General features: G+C 64.9%; 26 protein-coding genes. 15 read left to right on the top strand and 11 right to left on the bottom strand.

Annotation, left to right across the window (positions count from 1 at the left end; genetic code table 11):
- Positions 1-9: 9 nt before the first annotated feature.
- Together ACVMIH_RS08920 and ACVMIH_RS08925 are read right to left on the bottom strand one after the other, a co-directional pair.
- Positions 10-135 carry a hypothetical protein gene (locus ACVMIH_RS08920; RefSeq protein ID WP_309145028.1) on the bottom strand — a complete coding sequence of 42 codons (126 nt, stop codon included), beginning with the start codon at positions 133-135 and terminating at the stop codon, positions 10-12.
- Complete coding sequence (locus tag ACVMIH_RS08925) at positions 125-1624, bottom strand: NAD(P)H-hydrate dehydratase (RefSeq protein ID WP_456861453.1); 1500 nt, start codon at positions 1622-1624, stop codon at positions 125-127. The genes ACVMIH_RS08920 and ACVMIH_RS08925 overlap by 11 nt, the downstream gene beginning before the upstream one ends.
- A 354-nt stretch (positions 1625-1978) precedes the next feature.
- Here ACVMIH_RS08925 and ACVMIH_RS08930 point away from each other — a divergent pair, with 354 nt between their 5' ends.
- Both ACVMIH_RS08930 and glnA read left to right on the top strand, forming a co-directional pair.
- On the top strand, positions 1979-2317 hold the full coding sequence (locus tag ACVMIH_RS08930) for a P-II family nitrogen regulator (protein WP_011441447.1): 339 nt from the start codon (positions 1979-1981) through the stop codon (positions 2315-2317).
- A 151-nt stretch (positions 2318-2468) separates the two neighbouring features.
- A complete protein-coding gene (gene glnA / locus ACVMIH_RS08935; protein WP_028333940.1) occupies positions 2469-3878 on the top strand; it encodes a type I glutamate--ammonia ligase in 1410 nt (469 codons plus the stop codon).
- Between the two features lie 165 nt (positions 3879-4043).
- On the opposite strand, the gene ACVMIH_RS08940 is transcribed toward glnA, so the two are convergent.
- Positions 4044-4307 carry a tautomerase family protein gene (locus ACVMIH_RS08940; RefSeq protein ID WP_057016441.1) on the bottom strand — a complete coding sequence of 88 codons (264 nt, stop codon included), beginning with the start codon at positions 4305-4307 and terminating at the stop codon, positions 4044-4046.
- Positions 4308-4459: 152 nt separating this feature from the next.
- On the opposite strand from ACVMIH_RS08940, the gene ACVMIH_RS08945 reads away from it, so the two are divergent.
- The 3 genes from ACVMIH_RS08945 to ACVMIH_RS08955 all read left to right on the top strand — a co-directional run bounded on the left by ACVMIH_RS08945 (position 4460) and on the right by ACVMIH_RS08955 (position 6852).
- Entirely contained in the window at positions 4460-4789 is a 330-nt protein-coding gene (locus ACVMIH_RS08945; RefSeq protein ID WP_456861455.1) for a hypothetical protein, read from the top strand.
- Positions 4789-5439, top strand: coding sequence for a GlxA family transcriptional regulator (locus tag ACVMIH_RS08950; RefSeq protein ID WP_456866409.1), 651 nt, complete (start codon positions 4789-4791; stop codon positions 5437-5439). Before ACVMIH_RS08945 ends, ACVMIH_RS08950 begins: the two co-directional genes overlap by 1 nt.
- Positions 5440-5622: 183 nt before the next feature.
- The gene (locus tag ACVMIH_RS08955) at positions 5623-6852 is read left to right on the top strand and encodes an ABC transporter substrate-binding protein (protein ID WP_168855917.1); all 1230 of its coding nucleotides are present in this window, start codon (positions 5623-5625) and stop codon (positions 6850-6852) included.
- A gap of 274 nt (positions 6853-7126) precedes the next feature.
- On the opposite strand, the gene ACVMIH_RS08960 is transcribed toward ACVMIH_RS08955, so the two are convergent.
- Both ACVMIH_RS08960 and ACVMIH_RS08965 read right to left on the bottom strand, forming a co-directional pair.
- Positions 7127-8194, bottom strand: a complete 1068-nt coding sequence (locus tag ACVMIH_RS08960; RefSeq protein WP_076825313.1) for an ABC transporter substrate-binding protein — start codon at positions 8192-8194, stop codon at positions 7127-7129.
- 182 nt (positions 8195-8376) lie between these two features.
- Positions 8377-10650 carry a PAS domain S-box protein gene (locus tag ACVMIH_RS08965; protein WP_456861457.1) on the bottom strand — a complete coding sequence of 758 codons (2274 nt, stop codon included), beginning with the start codon at positions 10648-10650 and terminating at the stop codon, positions 8377-8379.
- 759 nt (positions 10651-11409) lie between these two features.
- Here ACVMIH_RS08965 and ACVMIH_RS08970 point away from each other — a divergent pair.
- Positions 11410-12219, top strand: a complete 810-nt coding sequence (locus ACVMIH_RS08970; protein ID WP_229192711.1) for a hypothetical protein — start codon at positions 11410-11412, stop codon at positions 12217-12219.
- Positions 12220-12807: 588 nt separating this feature from the next.
- Here ACVMIH_RS08970 and ACVMIH_RS08975 read toward each other — a convergent pair.
- Entirely contained in the window at positions 12808-13578 is a 771-nt protein-coding gene (locus ACVMIH_RS08975; RefSeq protein ID WP_057020651.1) for a gamma-glutamyl-gamma-aminobutyrate hydrolase family protein, read from the bottom strand.
- A 278-nt stretch (positions 13579-13856) separates the two neighbouring features.
- Here ACVMIH_RS08975 and ACVMIH_RS08980 point away from each other — a divergent pair, with 278 nt between their 5' ends.
- The gene (locus ACVMIH_RS08980; protein ID WP_057020652.1) at positions 13857-14993 is read left to right on the top strand and encodes an AI-2E family transporter; all 1137 of its coding nucleotides are present in this window, start codon (positions 13857-13859) and stop codon (positions 14991-14993) included.
- 7 nt (positions 14994-15000) lie between these two features.
- On the opposite strand, the gene ACVMIH_RS08985 is transcribed toward ACVMIH_RS08980, so the two are convergent.
- The 5 genes from ACVMIH_RS08985 to ACVMIH_RS09005 all read right to left on the bottom strand — a co-directional run bounded on the left by ACVMIH_RS08985 (position 15001) and on the right by ACVMIH_RS09005 (position 18271).
- Positions 15001-15237: a hypothetical protein gene (locus tag ACVMIH_RS08985; protein WP_028333932.1), complete on the bottom strand. Its 237-nt coding sequence runs from the start codon at positions 15235-15237 to the stop codon at positions 15001-15003.
- A 44-nt stretch (positions 15238-15281) separates the two neighbouring features.
- Positions 15282-16499, bottom strand: coding sequence for a GGDEF domain-containing protein (locus ACVMIH_RS08990; protein WP_057020653.1), 1218 nt, complete (start codon positions 16497-16499; stop codon positions 15282-15284).
- A gap of 249 nt (positions 16500-16748) precedes the next feature.
- Positions 16749-17225, bottom strand: a complete 477-nt coding sequence (gene rpsI / locus ACVMIH_RS08995; RefSeq protein ID WP_028333930.1) for a 30S ribosomal protein S9 — start codon at positions 17223-17225, stop codon at positions 16749-16751.
- Entirely contained in the window at positions 17225-17689 is a 465-nt protein-coding gene (rplM, locus tag ACVMIH_RS09000) for a 50S ribosomal protein L13 (protein ID WP_016840522.1), read from the bottom strand. The genes rpsI and rplM overlap by 1 nt, the downstream gene beginning before the upstream one ends.
- A 153-nt stretch (positions 17690-17842) precedes the next feature.
- Positions 17843-18271 carry a PaaI family thioesterase gene (locus tag ACVMIH_RS09005; protein ID WP_028340177.1) on the bottom strand — a complete coding sequence of 143 codons (429 nt, stop codon included), beginning with the start codon at positions 18269-18271 and terminating at the stop codon, positions 17843-17845.
- A gap of 70 nt (positions 18272-18341) precedes the next feature.
- On the opposite strand from ACVMIH_RS09005, the gene ACVMIH_RS09010 reads away from it, so the two are divergent.
- The 8 genes from ACVMIH_RS09010 (at position 18342) to nadC (ending at position 26261) form a co-directional block, all read left to right on the top strand.
- The gene (locus ACVMIH_RS09010) at positions 18342-19169 is read left to right on the top strand and encodes an enoyl-CoA hydratase (RefSeq protein ID WP_057020655.1); all 828 of its coding nucleotides are present in this window, start codon (positions 18342-18344) and stop codon (positions 19167-19169) included.
- 106 nt (positions 19170-19275) lie between these two features.
- Positions 19276-19860 (top strand): CoA-binding protein, encoded by a 585-nt coding sequence (locus tag ACVMIH_RS09015; RefSeq protein ID WP_057020656.1) that lies wholly within the window; start codon positions 19276-19278, stop codon positions 19858-19860.
- A gap of 148 nt (positions 19861-20008) precedes the next feature.
- Entirely contained in the window at positions 20009-21289 is a 1281-nt protein-coding gene (locus tag ACVMIH_RS09020; RefSeq protein ID WP_456861459.1) for an O-acetylhomoserine aminocarboxypropyltransferase, read from the top strand.
- A 157-nt stretch (positions 21290-21446) separates the two neighbouring features.
- The gene (locus ACVMIH_RS09025) at positions 21447-21854 is read left to right on the top strand and encodes a hypothetical protein (protein WP_018271884.1); all 408 of its coding nucleotides are present in this window, start codon (positions 21447-21449) and stop codon (positions 21852-21854) included.
- A gap of 119 nt (positions 21855-21973) precedes the next feature.
- Positions 21974-22825 (top strand): NUDIX hydrolase, encoded by an 852-nt coding sequence (locus ACVMIH_RS09030; RefSeq protein WP_233286175.1) that lies wholly within the window; start codon positions 21974-21976, stop codon positions 22823-22825.
- Positions 22826-22879: 54 nt separating this feature from the next.
- Positions 22880-23866: a quinolinate synthase NadA gene (gene nadA, locus ACVMIH_RS09035; protein ID WP_057020659.1), complete on the top strand. Its 987-nt coding sequence runs from the start codon at positions 22880-22882 to the stop codon at positions 23864-23866.
- A complete protein-coding gene (locus tag ACVMIH_RS09040; protein ID WP_253623808.1) occupies positions 23863-25413 on the top strand; it encodes an L-aspartate oxidase in 1551 nt (516 codons plus the stop codon). The genes nadA and ACVMIH_RS09040 overlap by 4 nt, the downstream gene beginning before the upstream one ends.
- Positions 25410-26261 carry a carboxylating nicotinate-nucleotide diphosphorylase gene (nadC, locus tag ACVMIH_RS09045; protein ID WP_057020660.1) on the top strand — a complete coding sequence of 284 codons (852 nt, stop codon included), beginning with the start codon at positions 25410-25412 and terminating at the stop codon, positions 26259-26261. Before ACVMIH_RS09040 ends, nadC begins: the two co-directional genes overlap by 4 nt.
- The last annotated feature ends 18 nt before the right edge of the window (positions 26262-26279 follow it).

The following is a 26279-nucleotide window of genomic DNA, read 5'->3' on the forward strand; positions in this document are numbered from 1 at the left end:
ACCAGTTGTTCAGATCATCCGATCAATGCCGGGCGTGTGCAGGCCGGCGAGCCGCGGCAGCGCCTGATCGAATGCCGCGCGATGCACGCGCGCGGCAACATCCATGTCGGCCAGCACGAGCCGCCTAATACTCAATCCCGAACTCGTCATAGAGACGGCGGAACACGGCGGGCAGCACTTCGGTGAGATCTTCCGCGATCAGGCCGGGGCCCGCCTCGCTCGCGCTCTCGCCGTGCATCCAGACGCCGATGCTGGCCGCCTCGAAGGCCGCGACGCCCTGGGCCAGGAAACCCGCGATGATGCCCGACAGCACGTCGCCGGCGCCGGCGGTGGCGAGCCACGGCGGCGCGTTGGCGGCGACGGTGGCGCGGCCGTCGGGAGACGCGATCACCGTGTCGGCGCCTTTTAGCAGCACCACCGCGCCGGAGCGCTCGGCCGCCGCGCGCACGCGCTCGAGCTTGGAGCGGCCGGGATGCTTGTTGGAAATATCGCTGAACAGCCGCGGAAACTCGCCCTCATGCGGCGTCAGCACCACCTGCTGACCGGCGCTAGCCTTGATCGCCTCGAACAGCCGGTCCGGCGCGCCGGCAAAGCTGGTCAGCGCGTCGGCGTCGAGCACCAGATGCCGCTGCGCCGACAGCGCGGTGTGGACGAAGTCACGGGTCCGCGCGCTGACCCCGGCGCCAGGACCGATCACGCAGGCATTGAGGCGCTTGTCGCCAAGCAACTCGGCGAACTGGATCGGGTTGTCAACCGCGCGCACCATCACCGCAGTCAGCGCCGCAGCGTTGACGGCAAGCGCGTCGCGCGGCGAGGCCAGCGTCACGAGGCCGGCGCCGGCGCGCAGCGCGGCGCGCGCGGCGAGCCGTGCCGCCCCGGTCGAGGCGAGATCGCCCGACACCACGACGGCGTGCCCCCGCGCGTATTTGTGGCCGTCGATCCGCGGTACCGGAAACGACCATCGCCAGGCCTCCGGCGCATTCTCCGCGGTCAGCGGCTTGATCTCGTCGAGCACCTGCGCGGCGATACCGATGTCGGCGACGCGCACCCGGCCGCAATACATCCGGCCCGGCAGCAACAGATGCGCGGGCTTCTTGCGGAAGAAGGTGACGGTCTCGGTGGCCTGCACGGCCGCTCCCATCACCGCGCCCGATGTGCCGTTGATGCCGCTCGGCAGGTCGACCGCCAGCACCGGCGTACTGTTGGCATTGATCGCCGCGATCATCTCCAGCGGATCGCCCTTTACCGGCCGGTTGAGGCCGGCACCGAACAGCGCGTCGACGATCAGCGCCGGCTTGCCGAGCGCCTGCGGGTTGAACGGCAGCACCGGATATTTCCAGCCCTTCGCCGCCAGCGCCGCGTCGCCCTGCAGGCTGTCGCGCTCGCAGAGCAGGATCACCGAGACCTCGCGGCCGCGCGCGGCAAGCTCGGCGGCAGCGACAAAGCCGTCGCCGCCATTGTTGCCGCGGCCGGCGACCACCACGATCGGCCCCTCCTCGACCAGGTCCATCGCGGCTTCCGCGACGGCCTGGCCCGCGCTCATCATCAGCGCGAAGCCCGGCGTTCCGGCTGCGATGGTCAGCCGGTCAGCGCGCTCCATCTCGGTCGTGGTCAGAACGTCCATGCCGAATCCTCAATCGCTTCGCCTTTTCGAGAGGCAATTCCTGTGACGTTCGCGGGGTTTCTACTGGCCGACTGCATACGGATTGATCTATTTGCCTATTTGTTAGGCTTGGATATCATAGCCCATGTGGTTCGATATCAGCCGATTGCCTGTTAAAAGGCTGATAACATTCTGAAATCGGGGACCTTAACAACTTGGCATAGACCCTGCTTTTGAGGAAGCCGCGCGCAAGGCCGCTTCATGCGACCATTGCGCGTGTTTCCGGCCACCGGCCGGAAGCCTTAAGACCAACCAGACTGCGCCCCACGCGCATCGAACTCGACCCTGCAATCTGCAATGCCCGGGAGGCGCTCAGTGAAGAAGATTGAAGCCATCATCAAGCCCTTCAAGCTCGACGAGGTGAAAGAAGCGCTCCAGGAAGTCGGACTGCAAGGCATCACCGTCACCGAGGCCAAGGGATTTGGCCGCCAGAAGGGCCATGCCGAACTCTATCGCGGTGCGGAATACATCGTCGACTTCCTGCCCAAGGTGAAGATCGAGATCGTGATCGGCGACGACCTGGTCGAGAAGGCGATCGACGCGATCCGCCGCGCGGCGCAGACTGGCCGGATCGGTGACGGCAAGATCTTCGTCTCCAACATCGAGGAAGCCATCCGCATCCGGACCGGCGAATCCGGGCTGGACGCTATTTAAGGGCGGTGCTATCCGGATTTTCCGACGGCAAAAGAGAAAAAAGGCTGCTTCGGCAGCCTGATTTCGTTTGTGTAGTCACACGAACTCGCCAAAAGCGGGAATAACGTCGCTCTCCGCTGGAAACCGACCCGCACATCCATAAGGGGTATTCATGAAGACCGCCAAAGACGTCCTGAAATCGATCAAGGACAACGACGTCAAATACGTCGACCTGCGCTTCACCGATCCGCGCGGCAAGTGGCAGCACGTCACCTTCGACGTCAGCATGATCGACGATGACATCTTCGCCGAGGGAACGATGTTCGACGGCTCGTCGATCGCCGGCTGGAAGGCGATCAATGAATCCGACATGTGCCTGATGCCCGACCCGGTCACCGCGACGATCGACCCGTTCTTCGCCGAGACCACCATGGTCATCACCTGCGACGTGCTCGAGCCGACCACCGGCGAGCCCTACAACCGCGACCCCCGCGGCATCGCCAAGAAGGCCGAGGCGATGGTGAAGTCGATGGGCGTGGGCGACACCGTGTTCGTCGGCCCCGAGGCCGAGTTCTTCGTGTTCGACGACGTGCGCTATTCGGCCGAACCATACAACACCGGCTTCCGCCTCGACTCCTCCGAGCTGCCGATCAACTCGGCGACCGAATATGAGGGCGGCAACCTCGGCCACCGCATCCGCACCAAGGCCGGCTACTTCCCGGTGCCGCCGCAGGACTCGGTGCAGGACATGCGCTCCGAGATGCTCGGCGCGATGGCCAAGATGGGCGTCAAGGTCGAAAAGCATCACCACGAGGTGGCCTCGGCCCAGCACGAGCTCGGCATGAAGTTCGACACGCTGACGCTGATGGCCGACCATATGCAGATCTACAAGTACTGCATCCACCAGGTCGCCCACATCTACGGCAAGACCGCCACCTTCATGCCAAAGCCGGTCTACGGCGACAACGGCTCGGGCATGCATGTGCATCAGTCCATCTGGAAGGACGGCAAGCCGACCTTCGCCGGCAACAAATACGCCGACCTGTCGGAGACCTGCCTGCACTACATCGGCGGCGTCATCAAGCACGCCAAGGCGATCAACGCGTTCACCAACCCGTCGACCAACTCCTACAAGCGTCTGGTGCCGGGCTATGAAGCCCCCGTGCTGCTCGCCTATTCCGCGCGCAACCGCTCGGCGGCCTGCCGCATCCCCTACACCGCGAACCCGAAGGCCAAGCGCGTCGAGGTGCGTTTCCCCGACCCGATGGCCAACCCCTATCTCGGCTTCGCCGCGATGCTGATGGCCGGTCTTGACGGCATCAAGAACAAGATCGATCCGGGTCCGGCGATGGACAAGGACCTCTACGATCTGCCGAAGGAAGAGCTGAAGCAGATCCCGACCGTCTGCGGCTCGCTCCGCGAGGCGCTCGAGAGCCTCGACAAGGACCGCGCGTTCCTCAAGAACGGCGGCGTGTTCGACGACGACTTCATCGACGCCTATATCGAGCTGAAGATGACCGAGGTCGCGCGTTTCGAAATGACCCCGCACCCGGTGGAATTCGAGATGTACTACTCGCTGTAAATCTTGCGGCACCGACGACATGCGAAAGGCGCTTCCACCGGAAGCGCCTTTTGTTTTGGGTGAGAACGGTGCGTAGGATGGGTAGAGCGCAGCGAAACCCATCGCACCGGTGCAAGCCTTGAGATGATGGGTTTCGCTTCGCTCTACCCATCCTACGCAGGGCAATTACACCTTCGCCTTGGCGAGCCGCCGTCCGCCGGCGTCGAGCGCGCCGAAGGTGCCGGCGATCATGTCCGGCGTCGGAATCATGCCGCCGAGCGACCAGCTCGCCGGCTCGCCCTCCTCGATCTTGACCCAGACGTTGCGGCGGAAGTCCGGGTTACCCTGCGCCTCGATCTCGACCATGAGGTCGGTGACGCGCTCCAGCAGCGCCTGCTTCTGCGCGACATCGAAGATGCCGCGGACGGTGGAAATGGTGACGTAAGGCATGGTCTCTCTCCATTGCTGAGGGTGTGACAACGCAGCGAAGATGGACCGGCACGGTCAAATCAGGCAGTGGCCGATCGGACAGAGATCGGGCAATATCTGCCACCGCCCGATTGCGCTGATCGGCTAGCATGACGGCAAATTCCGGAGGTCCCATGAAGCTTGCGATCCTCGCGCTGGAAGGCTGCATGCAATCGGCGGTCGCCGGCATCGCCGACATCCTCACCCTCGCCAACCACGTGATGCAGCTGCGCGGCGGCAAGGCGCGCTTCAGCTGGCAGACGCTCTCGCTCGACGGCAAGGCGGTGCGCGCCGGCGGCGGCAAGTTGCTCGCCGTCGATGGTGCGGTGGGCAGGCGGACGGCGTGCGACGCGATCATCGTGCCGGGCAGCCTGATCGATCATCTCACCGCCGAGCGCCTGCAACCGCGCAATATGACCGTGCTGGCGCCTGGCTGCGCCAGCAGCATGCCAGCGGCCGGCTGATCGGCGCATTCTGCAGCGGCGTGCTGCTGCTCGCCAATGCCGGCCTGCTCGACGGCCGCCGCGCCACTATCACGTGGTGGCTGCAGAGCGAGCTGCGCCGCCGCCATCCCAAGGTCGATCTCGCCGGTGATGCCGTGATCACGCAGGCCGATCGCCTGGTCTGCGCCGCTGGCCCGATGTCGTGGGTCGATCTGTTGCTGCGGCTGATCGAGCTCGTCGAAGGCGCGGAGGTCGCAAAGGTTTGCGCCGACTATGCAGTGATCGACACCGCGCAGCGCACCCAGGCGATCTTCATGCCGCTCGGCTACATGCTCGGCCAGGACCCGCTGCTGATCAAGGCGGACATGCTGGTGCGCCGCACCGGCGAGACCCCGATCACGGTGCGCGGCCTCGCGCATGCGCTCGGCCTCAGCGAACGCACACTGAACCGCCGCTTCCGCGAACTGACCCACGAGCCGCCGCAGGCCTTCATCATGCGCCGCCGTGTCGAGCACGCCCGCACGCTGCTGGAGACCACGGCGCAACCGATCAAGGCGATCGCCCGCGCCACCGGCTATGAGGACGAGAGCAGCTTTCGAAAAGCCTTCCGCAAGCTCACGCTGACATCGCCGCAGGCCTATCGCGCGCAGCGATCGATGCGCGCGGCCTGATCGCGGGAAGCCCGGAAGACTACGGTCAGCAACGCTGACGAACCTGATGACGTGATGCGAACCGCACACAAGGTTGTGTTTCCGGGATCGACAACGCCTGGGCTCGGGTGTTCACTGCCGGCAAGGACCCGAAAGCGGCCTCCGATAAAACACGCAATCATTTTCTGCATGGGGAGAAACGAGATGTCTTTCGTCGCTCGACGAATGGCGGCGCTTTCGACCGCCATCACCATTCTCGCTGTCTGTGCTGGCAGCGCATTCGCCCAGAAGAAATACGACACCGGCGTAACCGATACCGAAATCAAGATCGGCAACATCATGCCCTATAGCGGGCCGGCATCCGCCTACGGCACCAGCGGCCGGGCCCAGGCGGCCTACTTCCGCAAGATCAACGCCGAGGGCGGCATCAATGGCCGCAAGATCAACTTCATCTCCTATGACGACAGCTACAGTCCGCCGAAGACGGTCGAGCAGGCGCGCAAGCTGGTCGAAGGCGACGAGGTCTTGCTGATCTTCGCCTCTCTCGGCACGGCATCCAACGGCGCGATTCAGAAATACATGAACGTGAAGAAGGTGCCGCAGCTGTTCATTCAGACCGGTGCCACCAAGTGGAACGATCCGCAAAGCTTCCCATGGACCATGGGCTGGCAGCCCAGTTATCAGAGCGAGGGACGGATCTACGCCAAGCACATCCTGAAGGAAAAGCCGGGCGGCAGGATCGCGGTCCTCTACCAGAACGACGATTATGGAAAGGACTATCTCAAGGGCCTGAAGGACGGCCTCGGCGACAAGGCGGCGTCGATGATCGTGATCGAGGATGCGTATGAGGTGGCCGAGCCGACGATCGACACGCACATCGTCAAGATGAAATCGATGAATGCCGACGTATTCGTCGACATCGCCACACCGAAATTCGCGGCGCAGGCGATCAAGAAGGCGGCCGAGATCGGCTGGAAACCGCTGCACATCCTCAACTCGGTAGGTTCCTCGCTCGGCGCCGTGATCCAGCCTGCCGGCTTCGAGAACGCACAAGGCATCATTTCGGTGGCCTACCTGATGGATCCGCTCGATCCGCAATGGAAGGACGATCCCGGCATGAAGGCGTTCGACGAATATCTCTCCAAATATTTCCCCGAAGGCAATCGGGCCGACAGCCTGATTATGACAGGGTACAATGCGGCTCAGACGCTGGTTCAGGTGCTTAAGCAGTGCGGCGACGATCTCACGCGCGCCAACGTCATGAAGCAGGCTGCCAACCTGAAGGCCTTCCGCACCACCAACCTGCTGCCCGGCATCACGATGAACACCAGCCCGATCGATTTCGCGCCGATCAAGCAGATGCAGCTCAGACGACTCAGGGGTGAGCGATGGGAGCTGTTCGGGCCGATGCTCAGCGCGGAAGTGGGCGGTTAGCCGACCGCGGCCCCTCACTGCGCCGCCGGACTGTCCGAGCGTTATCCGCGTCATTGCGAGGAGTTCGCGACAAAATTGCAAAGCAATTTTGCGCTGAAGCGGCGAAGCAATCCACCTCTCCGCGTATCCGGAAAGATGGATTGCTTCGCTTCGCTCGCAATGACGCTAGTAGCCTTGGATCTGTAGGATGGGTAGAGCGCAGCGAAACCCATCATCTCGCCCCCTGCACAAGCGATGGGTTTCGCTTCGCTCTACCCATCCTACGGAGCTTGACCTACACCCGGAACAGCTTCGCGTACCTCGCCTTGATCTCCTCCGACTGCACCTGCACCTGGGCCGGATCGGCCTTGAGCATTTTCAGTTTGTCGAGCGGCACGTGACCGGCCTTCTCCTTCACCTTGGCGTGGAACGAGCGGTGCGCGAATTCGTCGGCCAGCATCTGCTGCGTCTCGGCGCTGAAGAAGTAGCTCTGGAACAGCCGCGCCGCATTCGGGTTCGGCGCGTTCTTGAAGATGCCGCTCGGGACGATGATCAGCGGCGCGCCCTCGGCCGGATAGACCACCTCGACCGGCTTGCCCTGATCCTTGGCCAGCACGAGGTTGTAGTCGTTGCCGTCGGCCATCACCGCGCGCTCGCCGAGCAGAATCTTCTTCGGCGGATCGGCCGCCGACTGCACCTGCATCACGCGCTGCTGCGACAGCTTCTCCAGATACGGCCAGCCGAGGTCGCGCGCCAGCACGAAGGTCGCGGTCATGATCGCGCCGGAATAGCTCGGGTGGCCCTTGACGATTTTGCCGCGCCACTTGGGATCGAGCAGGTCGGCGTAGCTCTTCGGCGCCTCCTCGCGCTTCACCTGCTCGGTGTTGTAGCCGATTACCTCGAACCAGGCGCAGGATGTCGCCGAGGTGCCGTCGGGATCGATCTGGTCGGCCGGAAAATGCCTGGCGACGTCCTCCGGCACATAGGCCGCGAGCCAGTCGTTCTTCTTCCAGTCGAGGTAATGCGCGGGATCGGTGGAATTGGCGACGTCGACGGCGTTGATGCCGCTGCCCTGCTCCTGTGCGATGCGCTGGAAGATACGCTCCGCGCCCGAGCGCTCGACGCGGACGCTGATCCCGGGATATTTCTGCTCGAAGTCACGCGCGAGACGCTCGGCCGTGTTCAGCTCCAGCGCGCTGTAGAACGAGATCTTGCCTTCCTTCTTGGCGGCTGCGATCAGCTCCGGCGTCACGGCTTCCGCCGGCGGCGCCGCCGCGCGCAGCGGCTCCGCGAATACCATGCCGGCGGCGGTGGCCGCCGTCACCTTGAGCCAGTCGCGCCTCGACCATTTGCGGTCCTGCATTCCATACTCCCTGAAATCGGGCCGTTGACCGGCCGCGCCTTTGTCGCGGGAGCTTAACGCGTAGGAGGGGTAGAGCGAAGCGAAACCCATCAAATAGCGGCCACATCAGGGATGATGGGTTTCGCGCAGTTTATCATCGGGCCACGCGTTGCGGACCCGTTGGCATCCAGGTCACGCCGCGGCTACGTTTTCGCGGGCGGATTCTCGCGCAGGAAGCGTTCGAGATCGGGCTGCACGGAATAAGGCTGCGGAACCGGATCGCCCTGAAAGTCGACCTGAAGATCAAGGCAGCGCCGCAGCATCCGCGCCAGCTCGCCGCGCCGATAGGGCTTGGTCAGCAGCGGAATGCCGTGGCCGCCACGCCCCTGCTGCGCGGGCAGCACGCCGTCACTGTAGCCCGAGGTGAACAGCACCCGCAGTGCCGGGCGCCCGGCCATCAGCGTCTCCGCCAATTGCCGGCCGTTCATGCTGCCGGGCATCACGATATCGGTGAACAGAAGGTCGAACGCGGTGCCGCGTTTGACGATCTCGAGCGCGGCGTTCGCGTTCGCCGCAACCAGAACGTGGTAGCCGAGGCTTTCGAGCTGGCCCGTGACATAGTCCCGGATCGTAGGATCGTCCTCGACGCACAGGATCGTCTCGTCACCGCCCCTGACGGGCAGATCGTCCTCCTCCGCCGCGCGCTGTGCGGTGCCGTCGGCCTTCGGCAGATAGATCCTGAAGATGGTGCCGCGCCCCTGCTCGCTCTTGACCTCGATACCGCCGCCGCTTTGCTTGACGAAGCCGAACACCATGCTGAGCCCAAGCCCGGCGCCCTGCCCGACCTCCTTGGTGGAAAAGAACGGATCGAAGATCTTCTCTAGATGCGTCGGCGAAATGCCGGTGCCGGTATCGGTCACCTCGATCACGAGATGATCGCCGGCGCGCTCGACGCCGCACGCCACGGCGTCGGGAATCCCGAGCTGGATGTTGCGGGTCGCAAAGCTCAGCGTGCCGCCGTCAGGCATGGCATCGCGCGCATTGATGGCGAGATTGACCAGCGCAGCACCAAGCTGGCTGCGGTCGACGAAGGCGAGCCAGGCGTTGCGGCCGAGCTCCGTCCTGATCTCGGTCTGCGAGCCGAGCGTCTGCGACAGCAGCCGGGCCACCTCGCCGACCAGGTCGTTGACGTCGGTCTCGCCGGGCTGCAGCGGTTGCTTGCGCGCGAATGCCAGGAGGCTCGAGGTGAGCTGCGCGCCGCGATCGGCGGCATCGCTGATCAGCTTGGCGATTGCGGCGAGTTGCGGGTTGTCCTTGACGCCGTCGGCGAGGATCTCGATCGTGCCGGTGATCACGGTCAGCATGTTGTTGAAGTCGTGCGCGATGCCGCCGGTCAGCCGCCCCAGCGATTCCGACTTCTGCGCCTGGATCAACTGCTCCTCGGCGATCCGGCGCTGGCTGACGTCCCTGACAAAGGAATTGATGATCCAGCCGTCACCGCGGCGCAGCGCGTTGAGGGACACCTCGACATAGAACCGGTGACCGTCGCGGTGCAGGCACGCCGTTTCATAGCGCATGCCCATGCCGCCGGCCGCGGTCTCCTGCAGGAAGCGGGTGATCCGCTGCCGGTGCGCGAGGCGCAGCTCCTCCGGAAACACCAGTTCGACCACCCGATAACCGACCGCCTCGGAGCGCGTCCAGCCGGTCAGCACCTCGGCCTGCGGGCTCCAGTCGAGAATGACGCCGTCCTGGTCGGTCTGGACGAAGGCGTCGAGCGCGGTCCTGACGATGGCTTGCGCCATCTGCTCGCTCTCGACCAGCGCCTGGTGTGCCCGACGCTGCGCGGTGACGTCGTGCAGTACGGCGACCGCGCCCCGCAGATTGCCGGTATCGTCGCGCAGCGGCCGCGCGTTGACGACAAGGAAGACGGCCGGTTGCGGCGGTTGCGGTTTGACGATCAGCTCGAAATCGTCGACGTCATCGCCGCGCAGCGCACGCGCCATCGGCGTGTCCGGGATCGGCATCACGGTGGTGCCGTCGGCATAATAGTTCTGGAAGGTGCGAACGCCGGTCAGGGTATCAAAACCGGGTTCGACACTGTACAGCCGTCGCGCCGCGGCGTTGACGATCACGATCATCCCGTGCTCGTCGGCGACCACCACCGGATCGCGGATGCTCTCGACGGTCTTCTCCAGCAGGTGCTGCCTGCTGCCCAGCTGCGCCGACAATTCGGCAAGCGTCGCCGCGAGCTGAGCGGTCTCGCCGTCATCGCTTGAGCCGAGCGAGACCTGCTGGCCGCGCGACAACGCCTCCGCCGCCCGCACCAGCTGGGCGGGCGTCCTGGACAGCGATCTCGCAATCACCTCAGCCGTCATCAATACCACCGCAACCGCGCCACCCGCGAGCAGAACGCCCGGCCAGGTTACGCCATGGATGAAGCCCAGCGCGAGCAGGAGCGCGGCGACGAGAAACAACATCCCCATCGCCAGACGGCCCGACAAATTCATCCCGACCAACCCCTCGTGTCGGCTGCACCCGAAAATGGAAAAGGAAAAGCAGTATTCGGAAAGGGTCGTCGGCGCCGGAGCAAATATCCCTGTTGCTTAGCCGAGTCTGGCGCCGCAATCCGCCACTTTCGTATCCGTATTAGTACGGAGGAAGGCCGATTCCGGCGCACGCGCAATACCGGAAGAATAGCTGCGACCTGTCGACCAGCGGTACATCTCGCCGACAGCACAACTCAACATACCGAGAATTTGCAGGAGGGCCCCGGAGTACATGTTTGGCGCCGTGGTCAGCCGTCGGCCGAACGCGCCAGGCGGGATGCCGACATGGTCGCTCGCCAAACATGGACCACTCCCGCGTTTCTGGGTCCAGCCCAGCCCTCGCCGGCGCTTGGCGACGCTCTCAACGCCGACTTACGACACCTCGAAGTAACGTGCCTCGGCTGCGAGACGCATCGTGAGGCGGCCGAACAGGACCTCGATCCACGAGCTCGAGCGCCCCGTGGCAAGCGGTGTTCCCGATTGCGGACGAACAATATCTCGGCCAAAATCGTCGGGACAGTTCAGGAAGGATGAGCTTACAAAAGAGAGACGATGTGACGTGCAGGCCGCATCCTCATCCCTCGTAGGCTTAAGCTGCAAATACCGATCTGGGTCCCGTTGAATGTTAGCGCGCCGAAGAGCGGATCTGCTCTCAAGGCGGGTGACCTTGCATTTGCTACGGAGCACAAAATGGATTCCATGCTGAATGACAGGGTCGCGGAAGGGCGGCTCGTGAGCTTGGAAGAGCAGCTTTCGAACCTCGCGCGCGAAGCAGGAGTCAGCCCTTCCGGCCCGCCGACCGGCAAGAAAGCGTTTCACGCGCCGCTAGAAGCGGTTCATCGATTGGCGGATTGGCGCCACCTGGCCATTGTCGGTTCCGTGCTGGCAGCATGCATAGGTGGCGCTGCTTGGTGGTGGTCGTCACCCAGCGATACGGCGATGGTGGCCTCCCCTGGCCACTCCTCACCTCCTGCGCAAACCCCGCCGAAAGACGCCGCGCCGAAAGACGTTGCGCCGACTGCCGCCGCACTTTCTTCCGACTTGGCGCAGCAGCTTCAACCGATGGCGCGCGATCTCGCGGCCTTGAGGCAGGCGGTCGAACAGCTTGAGGTGAGGCAAGAACAATTGGTCCGCGACCATAAAAATGTCGCAAGCCAACTCGAGGCGAGCCAAGCAGAAATGGCACGCAGCAAAGATATCATCGACCAGATCAAGGCGACCCAGGATCAGATGGCGCGCGAGAGCGAGACGGTCACCGAGCGGCTCAACGCAAGCCAGGACCAGCTGGCCGGTGTCATTGCGAACGCCGCAGAGCCGAAGGTGAGCCCCGAACAGCCAAAGGTAAGCCCCGAACAGCCAACGGTAGCCCCAGAAATACCACTGCCGCGTCCGCGGCCGTCGACCGATGTTGCCCAGGCGCGCAAACCGGCGCCAACCCCGACGCGGCCGCACGCCACCAGCAAACCGCAACCGCCGGCATGGCCATGGTCAGTGCGCTAATGCCGTGACGTGCTGCTTCCTGCGTGCCGTCGACGCGGCAACGGCCGGTACCTGCACTTTGCGATCAATGAAGCAACACGAAGAGGCCGCTGGCGCTGGTCAGCGGCCTCTTGAACCTGATCTTAAATGAACGTCTTGGTGGTAAAATCTTTGCCTCAGGTCCGCCTTTATTAAACGGGGAATTTGCCACACAGTGAAGTCCCAACAGGTGCGATGCTCAACGGAACTCTTGTGACGTTGCGGGGACAACACACTTTGCGTTCGTGACGTCCTGAGTTCTAGGAACGATCTACTCGCCTGCCGCTCGGCTCCCATCGATTGGCCAAGGAAAGCCCCGCGTCTTTCATGGCTTCCCGAACCGAGGTTCGACAAACCGACCCGACGGACAGGCGACGCCACACCTTTGGTGTCGTCCCTGCGAAGGCAGGGACCCATAACCACCGACGGTCCTTGTTGAGCAGTGCCGCAACGACGAGTCCCCCTCCACAACAACCGCTGCGGAGCATCCCTGCTTTCGTAGGGACGACAGCGCGTTTTTCGGAGACGACGTCGTGATTAACGCGCAGGGACGGTGGCGGTGAAACCGTCCTACGCCGCCCGCCGCCGTTCGCGCAGCGCGTCGCCGAAGGCTTCGAACAGGGCGCGGTTGATCGGATTGCGCTGCGGATCGTATTCGGCGTGCCACTGCACACCCAGCGCAAAACCCGGCGCATCGGCGATGCGGATCGCCTCGATGGTGCCGTCCTCGGCGATGCCCTCGATCACGACGCGCTTGCCGGGCTCGAGGATGCCCTGGCCGTGCAGCGAATTGACTCGAATGGTCTCCCGGCCGAGGATTTTTGCGAACGCGCCGCCCGGTGTCAGCGCGACGTCATGACGGTCGGCGAACACAACGGTCGGGTCAGGATGGATCTCGCCGTTCTCCAGCCGCGGCATCCGGTGGTTCATGCGGCCCGGAATCTCGCGGATCTCCGGATGCAGCGAGCCGCCGAAGGCGACGTTCATCTCCTGCAGGCCGCGGCAGATGCCGAAGATCGGCACGCCGCGCGCGACGCAGGCTTCCGACAGCGCCAGCGCAACGTCGTCGCGGTGGATGTCGTAGGGCTCGTGGGCGGCGCAAGGTTCGGTATTGAAGCGGGTCGGATGAACATTGGCGCGGGCCCCGGTCAGCACCACGCCGTCGACCACGTCGAGCAAGGCACTGACCTCGGTGATTTCGGGGCTGCCGGCGAACATCAGCGGCACCGCGCCCGACACCTCGGCAACCGCGCGAAGGTTGCGCTCCCCGACCATCTGGACTGTGAAACGATTTTCGATGCGATGGGCGTTTCCGATCACGCCGACCACGGGCCGTCTCATTATTGAAGTCTCGCGCAATGATTCTTCTAAGTTTGCGACGTTGCGGAGACGATCATGCCTTCGAGTTCCCGCCGGATCAACTATCTATATCTGCACAGGGGGGCTTGCAGTCCTGCACAGATTCGCGCCCCTCGGGACCCAAAGCCGGCCAGATGCCCACCGATCGCGCCCGGCCCCGCACCCCGTCAGCGGCGAACCGGCACGGCCCCGCCAGCTTGATCCCGGCGGGGTTTTCGCCAAAGACTGCTCGAAACACCGTCGCGAAGGGGGAATCACCCGTGACAGACTCGGCTGACAATCGCCTGCAGGCCCGCAACGACTTGGCATGGGCGATCGCCGTCGGCGGCATCGGCGTGGTACTGTTCGCTGCCCTGCTGACCTTCGCCTGGCATTTTGCCGCGACAATGTTCCTGCTGTTCGCCGGCATGCTGCTCGGAGTCGCCCTCAATGCCATGACCACCCTGCTCGGCCGGCTGACCAAGCTGCCCCACGCGTTGCGGCTTGCGATCGTCTGCCTGGCGATGGCCGGGCTGCTGTCCGGCATCGTGTTCCTCGGCGGCACCACGATCGCGCAGCAGGCCACGGTGCTGAGCAACACGATCAAATCGCAGCTCGGCAGCGTCAAGGACTTCCTCGAACAGCACGGGGTCGACACCAGCTATCTCGATTTCACCAATGCCGCGGGCGAGGCAAAGGGCGAAGGCACCGCCGTGACGACGACGACAACGACGCCCCCATCGTCGCAGTCCCATGGCATCCCCGGCGCCGGCGCGCTGGCCTCAAGCGGCGGCGCCATCATCAGCCAGACGCTGAAGGTGCTACTCGGCACCGTCAGCGTCGTCGGCAACTTCTTCATCGTGCTGTTTCTCGGGCTCGCCTTCGCGGCCCAGCCCAGCATCTACCGCGCCGGGCTGTTGTTCATCGCGCCGGTCAAGTACCGCGCGCAGGCGACCATCATCGTCGACCACATCGGCGAGACACTAGAGCGCTGGCTGATTGCGCAGATCATCACGATGACGGCGGTATTCCTCGTCACCTGGATCGGGCTTGCCATCATCGGCATTCCGAGCTCGTTCATCCTCGGCATCCAGGCCGGCCTGCTCGCCTTCATTCCGACGGTCGGCGCGATCCTCGGCGGGCTGATCGTGGTGCTCGCGAGCCTTGCGACCGGATGGATCGCGGCGCTGTCGGCCTTCATCCTGTTCCTCGGCGTCCACGCGCTGGAAAGCTACGTGCTGACGCCGATCATCCAGCGCCAGGCGCTCGACATCCCGCCGGCCACGCTGTTCGCGTTCCAGATCCTGCTCGGCGTCGTGTTCGGCATCTGGGGGCTGGCGCTGGCGCTGCCGCTGATGGCGATCGCCAAGGTGATGATCGACCACTTCAAGACGGAGGATCCGGCGCGGGCCGCGTGACCGCACGTCAGGAGAGCAGCAGCACCGTTCCCGCGACCATCAGCATCACGCCGGCCAGCATCACCATCGGCCAGCGACTCTTCGGCGGCTGGTATCGCCCCTGCGCGCGCCGTTCGGCGATCAGCGCGGTCTCGTATTCATGCGAGTCCGAGAACAGGCAGGCGAAACCGCTGCGCGCCGAAACCGCGTCGGCTTCGAGCGACATCAGGGCTGACTGCGGATTGCGGGTGCGGATCGACTCCATGCCCGAAAGCATGGGATCGAATGGTTAACCACTCGTTACCGCACTCATGCCCGGACGCTCGCCGGCTTTTGCCGCGCCGAAGCCGGCAGGCCCGCGGTCTTGCGCCGCCAGTTCTCCAGCGAGAGCGGCAATTCCTCCGCTGCCTCGACGCGGTTGCGGCCGCCGCGCTTGGCCTGGTAGAGCGCGGTGTCGGCCGAGGCCAACAGCACCTCGAGCTCGGTGCCGGCGGGACCGCCTGCGACGCCGATGCTGACCGTGGTGTCGACCGCGCCTTCCTCGCAGGTGATGTTGCTGTTCTCGAAGGCTTCGCGCACGCGCTCGGCGACCAGCACACCCTCCTCCAGCGAGCACGGCAGCAGCGCCGCGAATTCCTCGCCGCCGATCCGGCCCGACAGATCGCTGATCCTGAGGCTGTTGACCACGACAGCGGAGAACAGCTTCAGGATCTCGTCACCCGCGGGATGGCCGAAGCGGTCGTTGATTGACTTGAAGTGATCGATGTCGAAGATCATCACGGTGACCGGCCGGCCGGCAATGGACTCGCGCTCGATCACCCGCGCGCAGGCCTCGGTGAAGCCGCGGCGGTTGAGCATGCCGCTCAGGGGGTCGATCGACGCGGCCGTCTTGTGCACGGCCACCGCGCGGTCCGACACCATCATGAAGATCACGAACACCGTGCCGATCGCGTACAGCACGAGTTCGATCGAAAACAGCGTGACCCAAAAGCTGGAGACGAAATTCTGGCCGTTCAATCGCAGCAGGTCGCCGACCAGGATCGGCAGCATCAGGACGCAACCGTGCGCGACCGGGATGACGATCGCAAGCCAGCGCCGTTGCATCGCGCGGCGGCGCTCGCTCCACAGTTCTGATGCGGTCAGCGCGGCGTAGATCGCGACGATCCCGGCACCGATCGTCAGGCGCATCGCGGGATCCTCAACCGTCGTCACCGCCCCGATCCATGCGATCGGGCCGAGCACGAGGCCCAGCAAATTGGCCTTGCGGCCGTGGAAAATGCGCGCGGCATTCCAGACCAGGCCGCAGGCGGCGAAGCCGATCGCATTGAGGCCCAGCAGAACCATCGGATCGAGCGTCGAACTACCGACCGTCCAGACCGCGACCGAGGCCGCGCCGAGCAGATAGGCGGTGCCCCACCATTTCAGCGCGGAAATGTTCTCCTGCCTGCCGAACAACCACAGCATGGCGCCGAGCATGCCCGCGACCATGGTGGCGAACAAATAAAGTGTCGATGGATCGAACGACATAAACTCACCCCAGCCCGGTGTGATGCAACGTTCGCAGGCGCAAATAAATACGGTGATGCAGCGCCATTGCGAGCCCGCAAGCTAGAAGGTGCGAGTTCCAATTTCGTTTGCACGCACACGCAAGTTTTCATGAAAAACTGCGCTAATTCGCGCCGAAGCATCGCCGGTCGGACGCAGCAAAAAGGGCGCCTCGCGGCGCCCTCTGCAACTCGATGCCCGCGGCAATTGCCGCGAATTTTAGAACTCGAATTAGCGCTTCGAGAACTGGAAGGACTTGCGGGCCTTCGCCTTGCCGTACTTCTTGCGCTCGACCGAGCGGCTGTCGCGGGTCAGGAAGCCGCCCTTCTTGAGGACGCCGCGCAGCTCGGGCTCGAAGTTGGTGAGCGCCTTCGAGATGCCGTGGCGGACAGCACCGGCCTGGCCGGAGAGACCGCCGCCGGCGACGGTGCAGATCACGTCATACTGGCCGTTACGGGCGGCAGCGACCAGCGGCTGCTGGATCATCATGCGCAGCACCGGGCGGGCGAAGTAGACTTCGAACTCGCGGGTGTTGACCGAGATCTTGCCGGAGCCCGGCTTGACCCAGACGCGGGCGACCGCGTCCTTGCGCTTGCCGGTGGCGTAGGCGCGGTTGTACTTGTCGACCTTCTTGACGTATTTCGGCGCGTCGGGAGCGGCCGGCTTGACCTGCGAGAGCTGGTCGAGGGACTGCAACGTATCGGACATTATGCGGCCCTCGTGTTCTTGCGATTCAGGGAAGCGATATCGACCTTCTCGGGGCTCTGCGCTTCATGCGGATGATCGGCACCCGGATAGACGCGCAGATTGCCCATCTGCATACGGCCGAGCGGACCGCGCGGGATCATGCGCTCGATCGCCTTCTCGACGACGCGCTCCGGGAAGCGGCCCTCGAGGATCTGCTTCGCGGTGCGCTCCTTGATGCCACCGATGAAGCCGGTGTGCTTGTAGTAAGTCTTCTGGTCGCGCTTGCGACCGGTCAGCACCACATGCGCGGCGTTGACGATGATGACGTTGTCGCCGCAATCGACATGCGGGGTGTAGGTGGGCAGGTGTTTGCCGCGCAGGCGCATCGCGACGAGCGTGGCGAGACGACCGACGACCAGACCCTTGGCGTCGATCACGACCCACTTCTTCGTCACTTCGGCGGGCTTGGCCGAGAACGTGCTCATGTGTGAAATCCGTGAAAAAGAAATCGGCGCCGTATGCGCCGAACTGGCAGCTTTCTAGAGAAGCCGCGATCGCGCGTCAACGCCCCACGCGCTCAAATTACATCAGAAAAAACAATGGCTTGCAATTATGGTGCAATAATACCGTAGAAAAGCCTATTGATTTGGAATGGAATAGGTCGCCGTGACATGGGCGATGGGATCGGGAGACGAGCCGGACAGCAGGTTGACCTCGCCGACCGCGAGCCGCTTGCCGAGCTTGAGCAGCCTCGCCACCGCAAGTACGTCCTGCCCCGGCTGACCCTTGCGCAGGAAGTTGATGTTGAGGTTGGTGGTCACGGCAAGGCCAACCGGCCCGATCGCCGACAGCAGCACCACGTACATCGCGAAATCCGCCAGGCCCATCAGGGTCGGCCCGGACACCGTACCGCCAGGCCGCAGCATGCGCTCGCTGAAGCGCTGGCGCAGCAGGGCCGTCTCGCCGTCGGCGCTTTCGATCCGGACATCGTCGTGGACGAACGCCTGCGGGAATTCCCTCCGCAGGAACTCCTCCACGTCAGCCACGCTCATTTTCGCAGTCGCCATGCCGTCCCTGCCCTCGCTTCAGCCTGCCTGTTACATTAAGTTGTCACAGAGACCAAAGTGGAATTTCAGCATGTCCGCCCAAGCCGCCCGCGCCGAAGCGCCGCAACACCAGCCGATCCTGCTGCGCGAGACCGTCGGCAGTATCGCGCTACTGACGCTCAATCGCCCCGGAGCGCGCAACAGCCTCTCCGAGGGCCTGATCGCCGAGCTGCACGCCGCCCTGAACGATGTCGGCGGCGACAAGCGCATCCGCGCCGTCGTGCTCGCCGCCAAAGGCCCGGCGTTCTGCGCCGGCCACGACCTCAAGGAGCTTACCGCGCGCCGTAGCGATGCCGACCGCGGCCGCGCCTATTTCGCGCAAATCATGAACGCCTGCAGCGCGATGATGCAGGCCATCGTGCGCCTGCCGAAGCCGGTGGTCGCATCCATCCAGGGCATCGCCACCGCGGCCGGCTGCCAGCTCGTCGCAAGTTGCGACCTCGCGGTCGCCTCCGAAGCGGCGGCGTTCGCGACGCCGGGCGTCGACATCGGGCTGTTCTGCTCGACGCCGATGGTGGCGCTGTCGCGCAACGTGCCGCGCAAACAGGCCATGGAGATGCTGCTGACCGGAGAGCCGGTCTCGGCGGCAACGGCGCAGAGCATCGGCCTCGTCAACCGCGTGGTATCCGCTGGCACCGAACGCGACGCCGCGATCGCGCTGGCCGAGAAGGTCGCGCTGAAATCGGCCTACACCGTCAAGCTCGGCAAGGAAGCGTTCTATCGCCAGGCCGAGATGAACCTCGCCGATGCCTATCGCTTCGCCGCCGAGGTGATGACCGAAAACATGATGGCGCGCGACGCCGAGGAAGGCATCGGTGCCTTCATCGAGAAGCGCGATCCGAAGTGGCAGGACAAGTGACGACCTGAGGTCGTCATTCCGGGATGGTGCATTAGCACCAGACCCGGAATCTCGAGATTCCGGGTTCTCGCTGCGCGAGCCCCGGAATGACAAACCCGGAAGAAAAATGAATCACGACGCCTACGACGACAATTACATCCGCAGCATTCTGAACAACGTCAAGACCATCGCGATGGTCGGCGCCTCGCCGGTCAATGTGCGGCCGAGCTATTTCGCGTTCAAATATCTGGCGCAGCGCGGCTACGACATGATCCCGGTCAACCCCGGCCATGTCGGCAAGACGCTGATGGGCAAGCCGTTCGTCGCCTCGCTTGCGGATATCGATCGGCCGATCGACATGATCGACATCTTCCGCAATTCAAGCCACATCATGCCCGTGGTCGAGGAGGCGCTGAAATTGTCGACGCCGCCGAAGGTGATCTGGATGCAGCTTGGCGCACGCGACGACGCCGCGGCCGAGAAGGCGGAAGCCGCGGGCCTCAAAGTGGTGATGAACCGCTGCCCGAAGATCGAGTATGGCCGGCTGTCGTCGGAGATCTCGTGGATGGGCGTCAACTCGCGCACGCTGAGTTCCAAGCGTGCGCCGATCCCGACGCAGGGCATGCGGCTGTCGCTCAATCGCACGAGCTTCGGCGGCGGACAGACCGCGGCGTCCGACCGCGCGGCAAAGAACAAGACCGAGACGACCTGACATCGCGGCGGAATAATCGCTGCGATCATCCGGTATAGCGCGGGATGCCCCTCCAAAAACTGGCGATGCGCCCAACTCGCTTGACGGCGGGCGCCGTCGCCATCAGCATGCCGCGCGTTTCGACCAGGCCACAACAGGATACTAAAGAATGACCGATCGCCTTCCGGGATTTTCCACCCTCGCCGTGCACGCCGGCGCGCAGCCTGATCCCACCACTGGCGCGCGGGCGACACCGATCTACCAGACCACGTCATTTGTCTTCAACGATGCCGACCACGCGGCCTCGCTGTTCGGCCTGCAGGCTTTCGGCAACATCTATACCCGCATCGGCAACCCGACCAATGCCGTGCTCGAGGAACGTGTCGCAGCCCTCGAAGGCGGCACCGCGGCGCTCGCCGTCGCTTCCGGTCACGCGGCGCAGGTCGTCGTGCTGCAGCAGCTGTTGAAGCCCGGCGATGAGATCATCGCGGCACGCAAGCTCTATGGCGGCTCGATCAACCAGTTCACCCACGCCTTCAAGGCGTTTGGCTGGAATGTGGCCTGGGCCGACCCCGATGAGATCGAAAGCTTCGAGCGCGCGGTGACGCCGCACACCAAGGCGATCTTCATCGAGTCGATCGCCAACCCGGCCGGCAGCATCACCGATATCGAGGCGATCGCGGCCGTTGCGCGCAAGGCCGGCGTGCCGCTGATCGTCGACAACACACTGGCCTCGCCCTATCTGATCAAGCCGATCGACCACGGCGCCGACATCGTCGTGCACTCCCTGACCAAGTTCCTCGGCGGTCACGGCAACTCACTCGGCGGCATCATCGTCGATGCCGGCACCTTCGACTGGTCGAAGGACAACAAATATCCGATGCTGAGCGAGCCGCGCCCGGAATATCACGGCATCCGGATCCAGGAGACCTTCGGCAACTTCGCCTTCGCGATCGCCTGCCGCGTGCTCGGTCTGCGCGACCTCGGCCCCGCGCTGTCGCCGTTCAACGCCTTCATGATCCTGACCGGCATCGAGACGCTGTCGCTGCGCATGCAGAAGCACTGCGACAACGCCAAGGCGGTGGCGGAATTCCTCTCCACCCACCCCGCGGTCTCAGCAGTGAACTATGCCGGCCTGCCCGGCGACAGGTACAACGCCTTGCAGCGCAAATATGCGCCGAAGGGAGCCGGGGCGGTGTTCACGTTTAGCCTTAAGGGCGGCTATGACGCCGGCGTCAATCTGGTGTCGAACCTGAAGCTGTTTTCGCATCTCGCCAATGTCGGCGACACCCGCTCGCTGGTGATCCATCCGGCCTCCACCACCCACAGCCAGCTCGACGACGCCGCCAAGGTGAGGTCGGGCGCGGCGCCCGAGGTGGTGCGGCTTTCGATCGGCATCGAGGATAAGGAGGACCTGATCGCCGACCTCGACCAGGCCCTGCGCGCCTGATCCCGCAATTGTTCCGGAGCGGTGCGCCGCATCACTCCGGAAGCTTGCCCATGGAGACGGACATCCCGTTAACGCTTAATACCGACGGGCCTCTCGTTAACGTTCAATCCGGCTTAAAGTGGCAGTGATAGGCTCCGGATGATTCGGGAGACCATTGATGCTGCGCTGGACATTGCCGCTCGCGATCGCATTGTTTGCGATCCCGCCTGCTGACGCCGCCGACGGCCCGGCCGTCGCCAAGAGCGCGACCGTCAAGGCCGCGCGCCAGCTGCCGGCGGGCCTACCGCACCGGCATTACGCCTACCGCACCACCATCACATCGCCGACCTATGTCCGGCGCGGACGCCAGCTCGTGGTCGTCGAGCAGCCCGTGGTGATCCCGCTCAATTCCGAGCCGTATATCCCGTTCGTGCCCGGCGAGCCGCTGCTGCCGGGGTCGTCGTCGCTGCCCGGCTATTACGGCAACTGGCACTCCTACAACTATTTCGGCCCGTACTACGGCGGTGCCTATGTGACCTATTGGGACCGCCTGCCCTACGCCTGTGGCGTCTACGGCTACTGCTAGCGCGGACCGATCGGGTGGCCAGATCGCCGCAGAAATCCAGCGCACCGGCTTCGGGGAACGCGGTGACCGCCGATCTCGTCGCGGTGCTGGTCGCCGTCACCGAGGGCACGCCCAAGATCATGACCATCGCCGGCGGCTCCGCGCTGCCGAGCGGCCCGTTCGAGTTCACTCATCGCTCGCTGCAGACCGCGCTGCGGGCCTGGGTCGAAGCGCAGACCGGCCACCCGCTCGGCTATGTCGAGCAGCTCTACACCTTTGCCGACCGCGGCCGCTCCGGCGATGCCAAGGGGCCGCACAGCGTCTCGATCAGCTATCTCGGCCTGACCCGCGAGGATCGGGTCGGCGAAGGCTTCGAGGCGCACTGGTCCGGCTGGTACGACTACTTCCCCTGGGAGGATCATCGCGCCGGCGCGCCGGCCTTCCTGGCGAAGACGATCGCGCCGAAGCTGAAAACGTGGGCGAAGGCGGCGCCGTCACCGACGCTGCAGCGCGAGCGCTGGCAGCGTTGCGCCATCACCTTCGGTCTCGACGATCGCGACTGGAACGAAGAGCTGGTGCTGCAACGCTATGAGCTGCTCTATGAGGCTTCGCTGATCCCGGAAGCCGGGCGCGCGCATGGCCGCGAGGCGCCGGTCGTGCCGGGCAAGCCGATGACGGCGGATCATCGCCGCATTCTCGCGACCGGGATCGCGCGGCTGCGCGCCAAGATCAAATACCGTCCGGTGGTATTCGAGCTGATGCCGGCCGAGTTCACCCTGCTGCAACTGCAACGCAGTGTTGAGGCGCTCGCAGGCCGGCTGGTCCACAAGCAGAACTTCCGCCGGCTGATCGAGCAGCAGGAACTCGTTGAAGAGACTGGCGCAATGGCCGCCGATACCGTCGGCCGGCCGGCCAAGCTATTCCGCTTCCGCCATGCCGTGCTGGCCGAACGGGCCGTCGCCGGCACCAAGCTCCCGCTTTCGCGCACTTGACACGCCTTATGCTCAGGATAAGTATAAGCCATCTTATGCTCACGGAGAGTATAAATGGTTGCGCTCGATACCGATCTGCTCACCCGCACCGCGCCGCTTTATGAGCGCGTCAAACGCGTCATCCCGCCGTTCGAATGGGCCACGTTCGCCGAGGACGTCGATGCGATCCTCGCGCTGAAACGCCGCCGCAACGCGGTGGTACTGGCGCATAATTACCAGACGCCGGAGATCTTCCACGGCGTCGCCGATATCGTCGGCGACAGCCTGTTGCTCGCGCGCGAAGCAACCAAGGTCGATGCCGATGTCATCGTGCTCGCGGGCGTGCACTTCATGGCCGAGACCGCGAAGCTACTCAATCCGGCCAAGACCGTGCTGATCCCCGACCTCAAGGCCGGTTGCTCGCTGGCGGATTCCATCACCGCGCAGGACGTGCGGCTGATGCGCGCGCGCTACCCGGACGCACCGGTCGTCGCCTATGTCAACACCTCGACCGCGGTGAAGGCCGAGTCCGACATCTGCTGCACGTCGGGCAATGCGCTGAAGGTGGTTGAATCGCTCGGCGCCGAGCGCGTCATCATGCTCCCGGATGAATATCTGGCGCAGAACATCGCCAAGCAGACCAGCAAGAAGATCATCGCCTGGAAGGGCCACTGCGAGGTGCACGAGTTGTTCACCGCCGATGACGTGCGTCAGCTGCGCGAGGATCATCCCGATGTCACCATCCTGGCGCATCCGGAATGCCCGCCCGAGGTGGTCGCCGAAGCGGACTTTGCCGGGTCGACGGCTGCGATGCAGTCTTTCGTCGAGACCAAACGTCCGCCGCGCGTCGTGCTGCTGACGGAATGCTCGATGAGCGACAACATCGCCGCGCTAAATCCCGGTGTCGACTTCGTCCGCCCCTGCAATCTCTGTCCGCACATGAAGCGGATCACGCTGAAGAACATCCGTCACGCGCTGGAGACCAACCAGCACGAGGTCACCATCGACTCCGCGATCGCTGATCGCGCGCGCAAGAGCGTCGAAAGGATGCTGGCGATATGAGCACCGATATCTCCGATCTCAACGGCCGCCCGGTGATCATCGGCGGCGGTGCCGCCGGGCTGATGACCGCGCTTCAGCTCGCCCCCGAGCCGGTCGTGCTGCTGTCGAAGTCGCCGCTCGGCGCGGAAGCTTCCAGCATGTGGGCTCAGGGCGGCCTTGCGGCGCCGGTCGGCGCAGATGACAGCCCTGCCCTGCATCTCGCCGATACGCTCGCGGCCGGCGCCGGCCTTTGCGACGCGGCCGCCGCGAGCCGGATCGTCCACGCCGCGCCCGCCGCCGTCGAGCAGCTGGCGAGGCTCGGCGTCGCCTTCGACCGGCACGCCGACGGCAGCTGGCGCCTCGGGCTCGAGGCCGCACACCGCCGCAACCGCATCGTGCACGCCACCGGCGACGGTACCGGACGCGAGATCATGCGCGCGCTGATCGCGGCGGTCCGGCGCACACCATCGATCACGCTGCTGGAGGGCGTCGAGGCGCGCCGGCTGCTGGTCGAGGACAATGCGGTCAGGGGCGTGCTTGCAGCCAACGCAAGCGGCGCGCTGACGATCACGACCAATCGCGTGGTGATCGCGACCGGCGGCATCGGTGGGCTGTTCGCCGACAGCACCAATCCCGGCGGGTGTTTCGGCCAGGGGCTCGCACTTGCCGCACAGGCCGGCGCGAAACTGTCGGACATCGAGTTCGTCCAGTTTCATCCGACCGCGTTCGACGGGCCGTCGCGCCCGATGCCGCTGCTGACCGAGGCGATCCGTGGCGATGGCGCGGTGTTGATCGACGAGACCGGCGAGCGCTTCATGGCCGATCAGCCCGGCGCCGAGCTCGCGCCACGCGACATCGTCGCGCGCGCCGTCTGGCGCCACCGCGCCGCGGGGCATCGCACCTTCCTCGACGCGCGCCAACATCCGGGCGCGGAGTTTGCTCAGCGCTATCCCGTGATCAGCGCGTTCTGCAAGATGGCCGGCATCGATCCCGCCCATGATCCGATCCCGATCCGGCCGGCGGTTCACTACCACATGGGCGGCATCGCGGTTGACGGTTTTGGCCGCAGCACGGTGCAGGGCCTGTGGGCCTGCGGCGAGGCCGCGCGCACCGGGTTGCACGGCGCCAACCGGCTCGCCAGCAATTCGCTGATGGAAGCGATCGTCTGCGCGCGCTGGGTCGCCGAGAGCATCGAAAGCGTGAGTGCGGGCCCGCGCGCCATGCTGCGCGACGACGCGATGCCACAGGCTTCCGATCCCTCCGCCGTGCGACCGATCCTCACCCAGGGCCTCGGCGTCCTGCGCGACCGCGACGGGATCGCCCGCGCGATCCGCAGCCTCTATCCACTCGCATGCGGTCACAGTGCGGCGTCCGACGCAGCATTGGTCGGATTGATGGTCGCGGTTGCCGCCATCCGGCGTGAGGAAAGCCGCGGCGGCCACTTCCGCAGCGATTTCCCGCACATTGCTGCGTCGGCCGTTCCGTCGTCCCTTACCCGCGCCGATGCACTCGCCGCCGCGCGCGACATCGTCGAATCCACGCCATTTGCCAGGAGTGCCCTGTCATGACCCTCACCCCCCTGCTGCCGCTGATCTATGAGCCGATCGTGCAGACCGCCTTGCGCGAGGATCTCGGCCGCGCCGGCGATATCACCGCAGACGCCATCGTGCTGGCCGGCCAGCAGGCGCGGCTGGTGATGCGGGCGCGGCAGCCCGGCGTGATCGCCGGGCTCGATGTCGCGCGGTCAGCCTTCCAGACGGTGTCGCCGGCCATCACGCTGCGCGCCGAACGGCCCGACGGCAGCGCGGTCGAACCCGACCAGGTCATCGCGATCATCGACGGCCCGGCCCGCAGCCTGCTCACCGCCGAGCGGACCGCGCTCAACTTCCTCTGCCATCTGAGCGGTGTCGCCACCGCAACGGCTACGCTGGTCAAGGCCGTGGCGGGCACCCGCGCGCAGATCGTCTGCACCCGCAAGACCACGCCGGGACTGCGTGCGCTGGAGAAATATGCGGTGCGCGCCGGCGGCGGCGGCAATCATCGCTTCGGCCTCGACGATGCCGTGCTCATCAAGGACAACCACATCGCGCTCGCCGGCGGCATCCGCACCGCGATCGAGCGCGCCAAGGCCAATGCCGGCCATCTCGTCAAGATCGAGGTCGAGGTCGACACGCTGTCGCAGCTCGAAGAGGCGCTGACGCTCGGCGTCGACGCGGTGCTGCTCGACAACATGACGACCGAGCAGCTCAGCCAGGCGGTCGACATGGCGCGCGGCAAGGCGATCACCGAAGCCTCCGGCCGCATCACCGCGGCGACGGCCGCAGCGATTGCCGCAACCGGCGTCGACCTGATCTCGGTCGGCTGGGTGACCCACAGCTCGGCCGCGCTCGATATCGGGCTCGACTATCTGTCCTGATCGATCAAAGAGGTTGAT

It is taken from the genome of Bradyrhizobium sp. USDA 4503 (assembly GCF_054055815.1).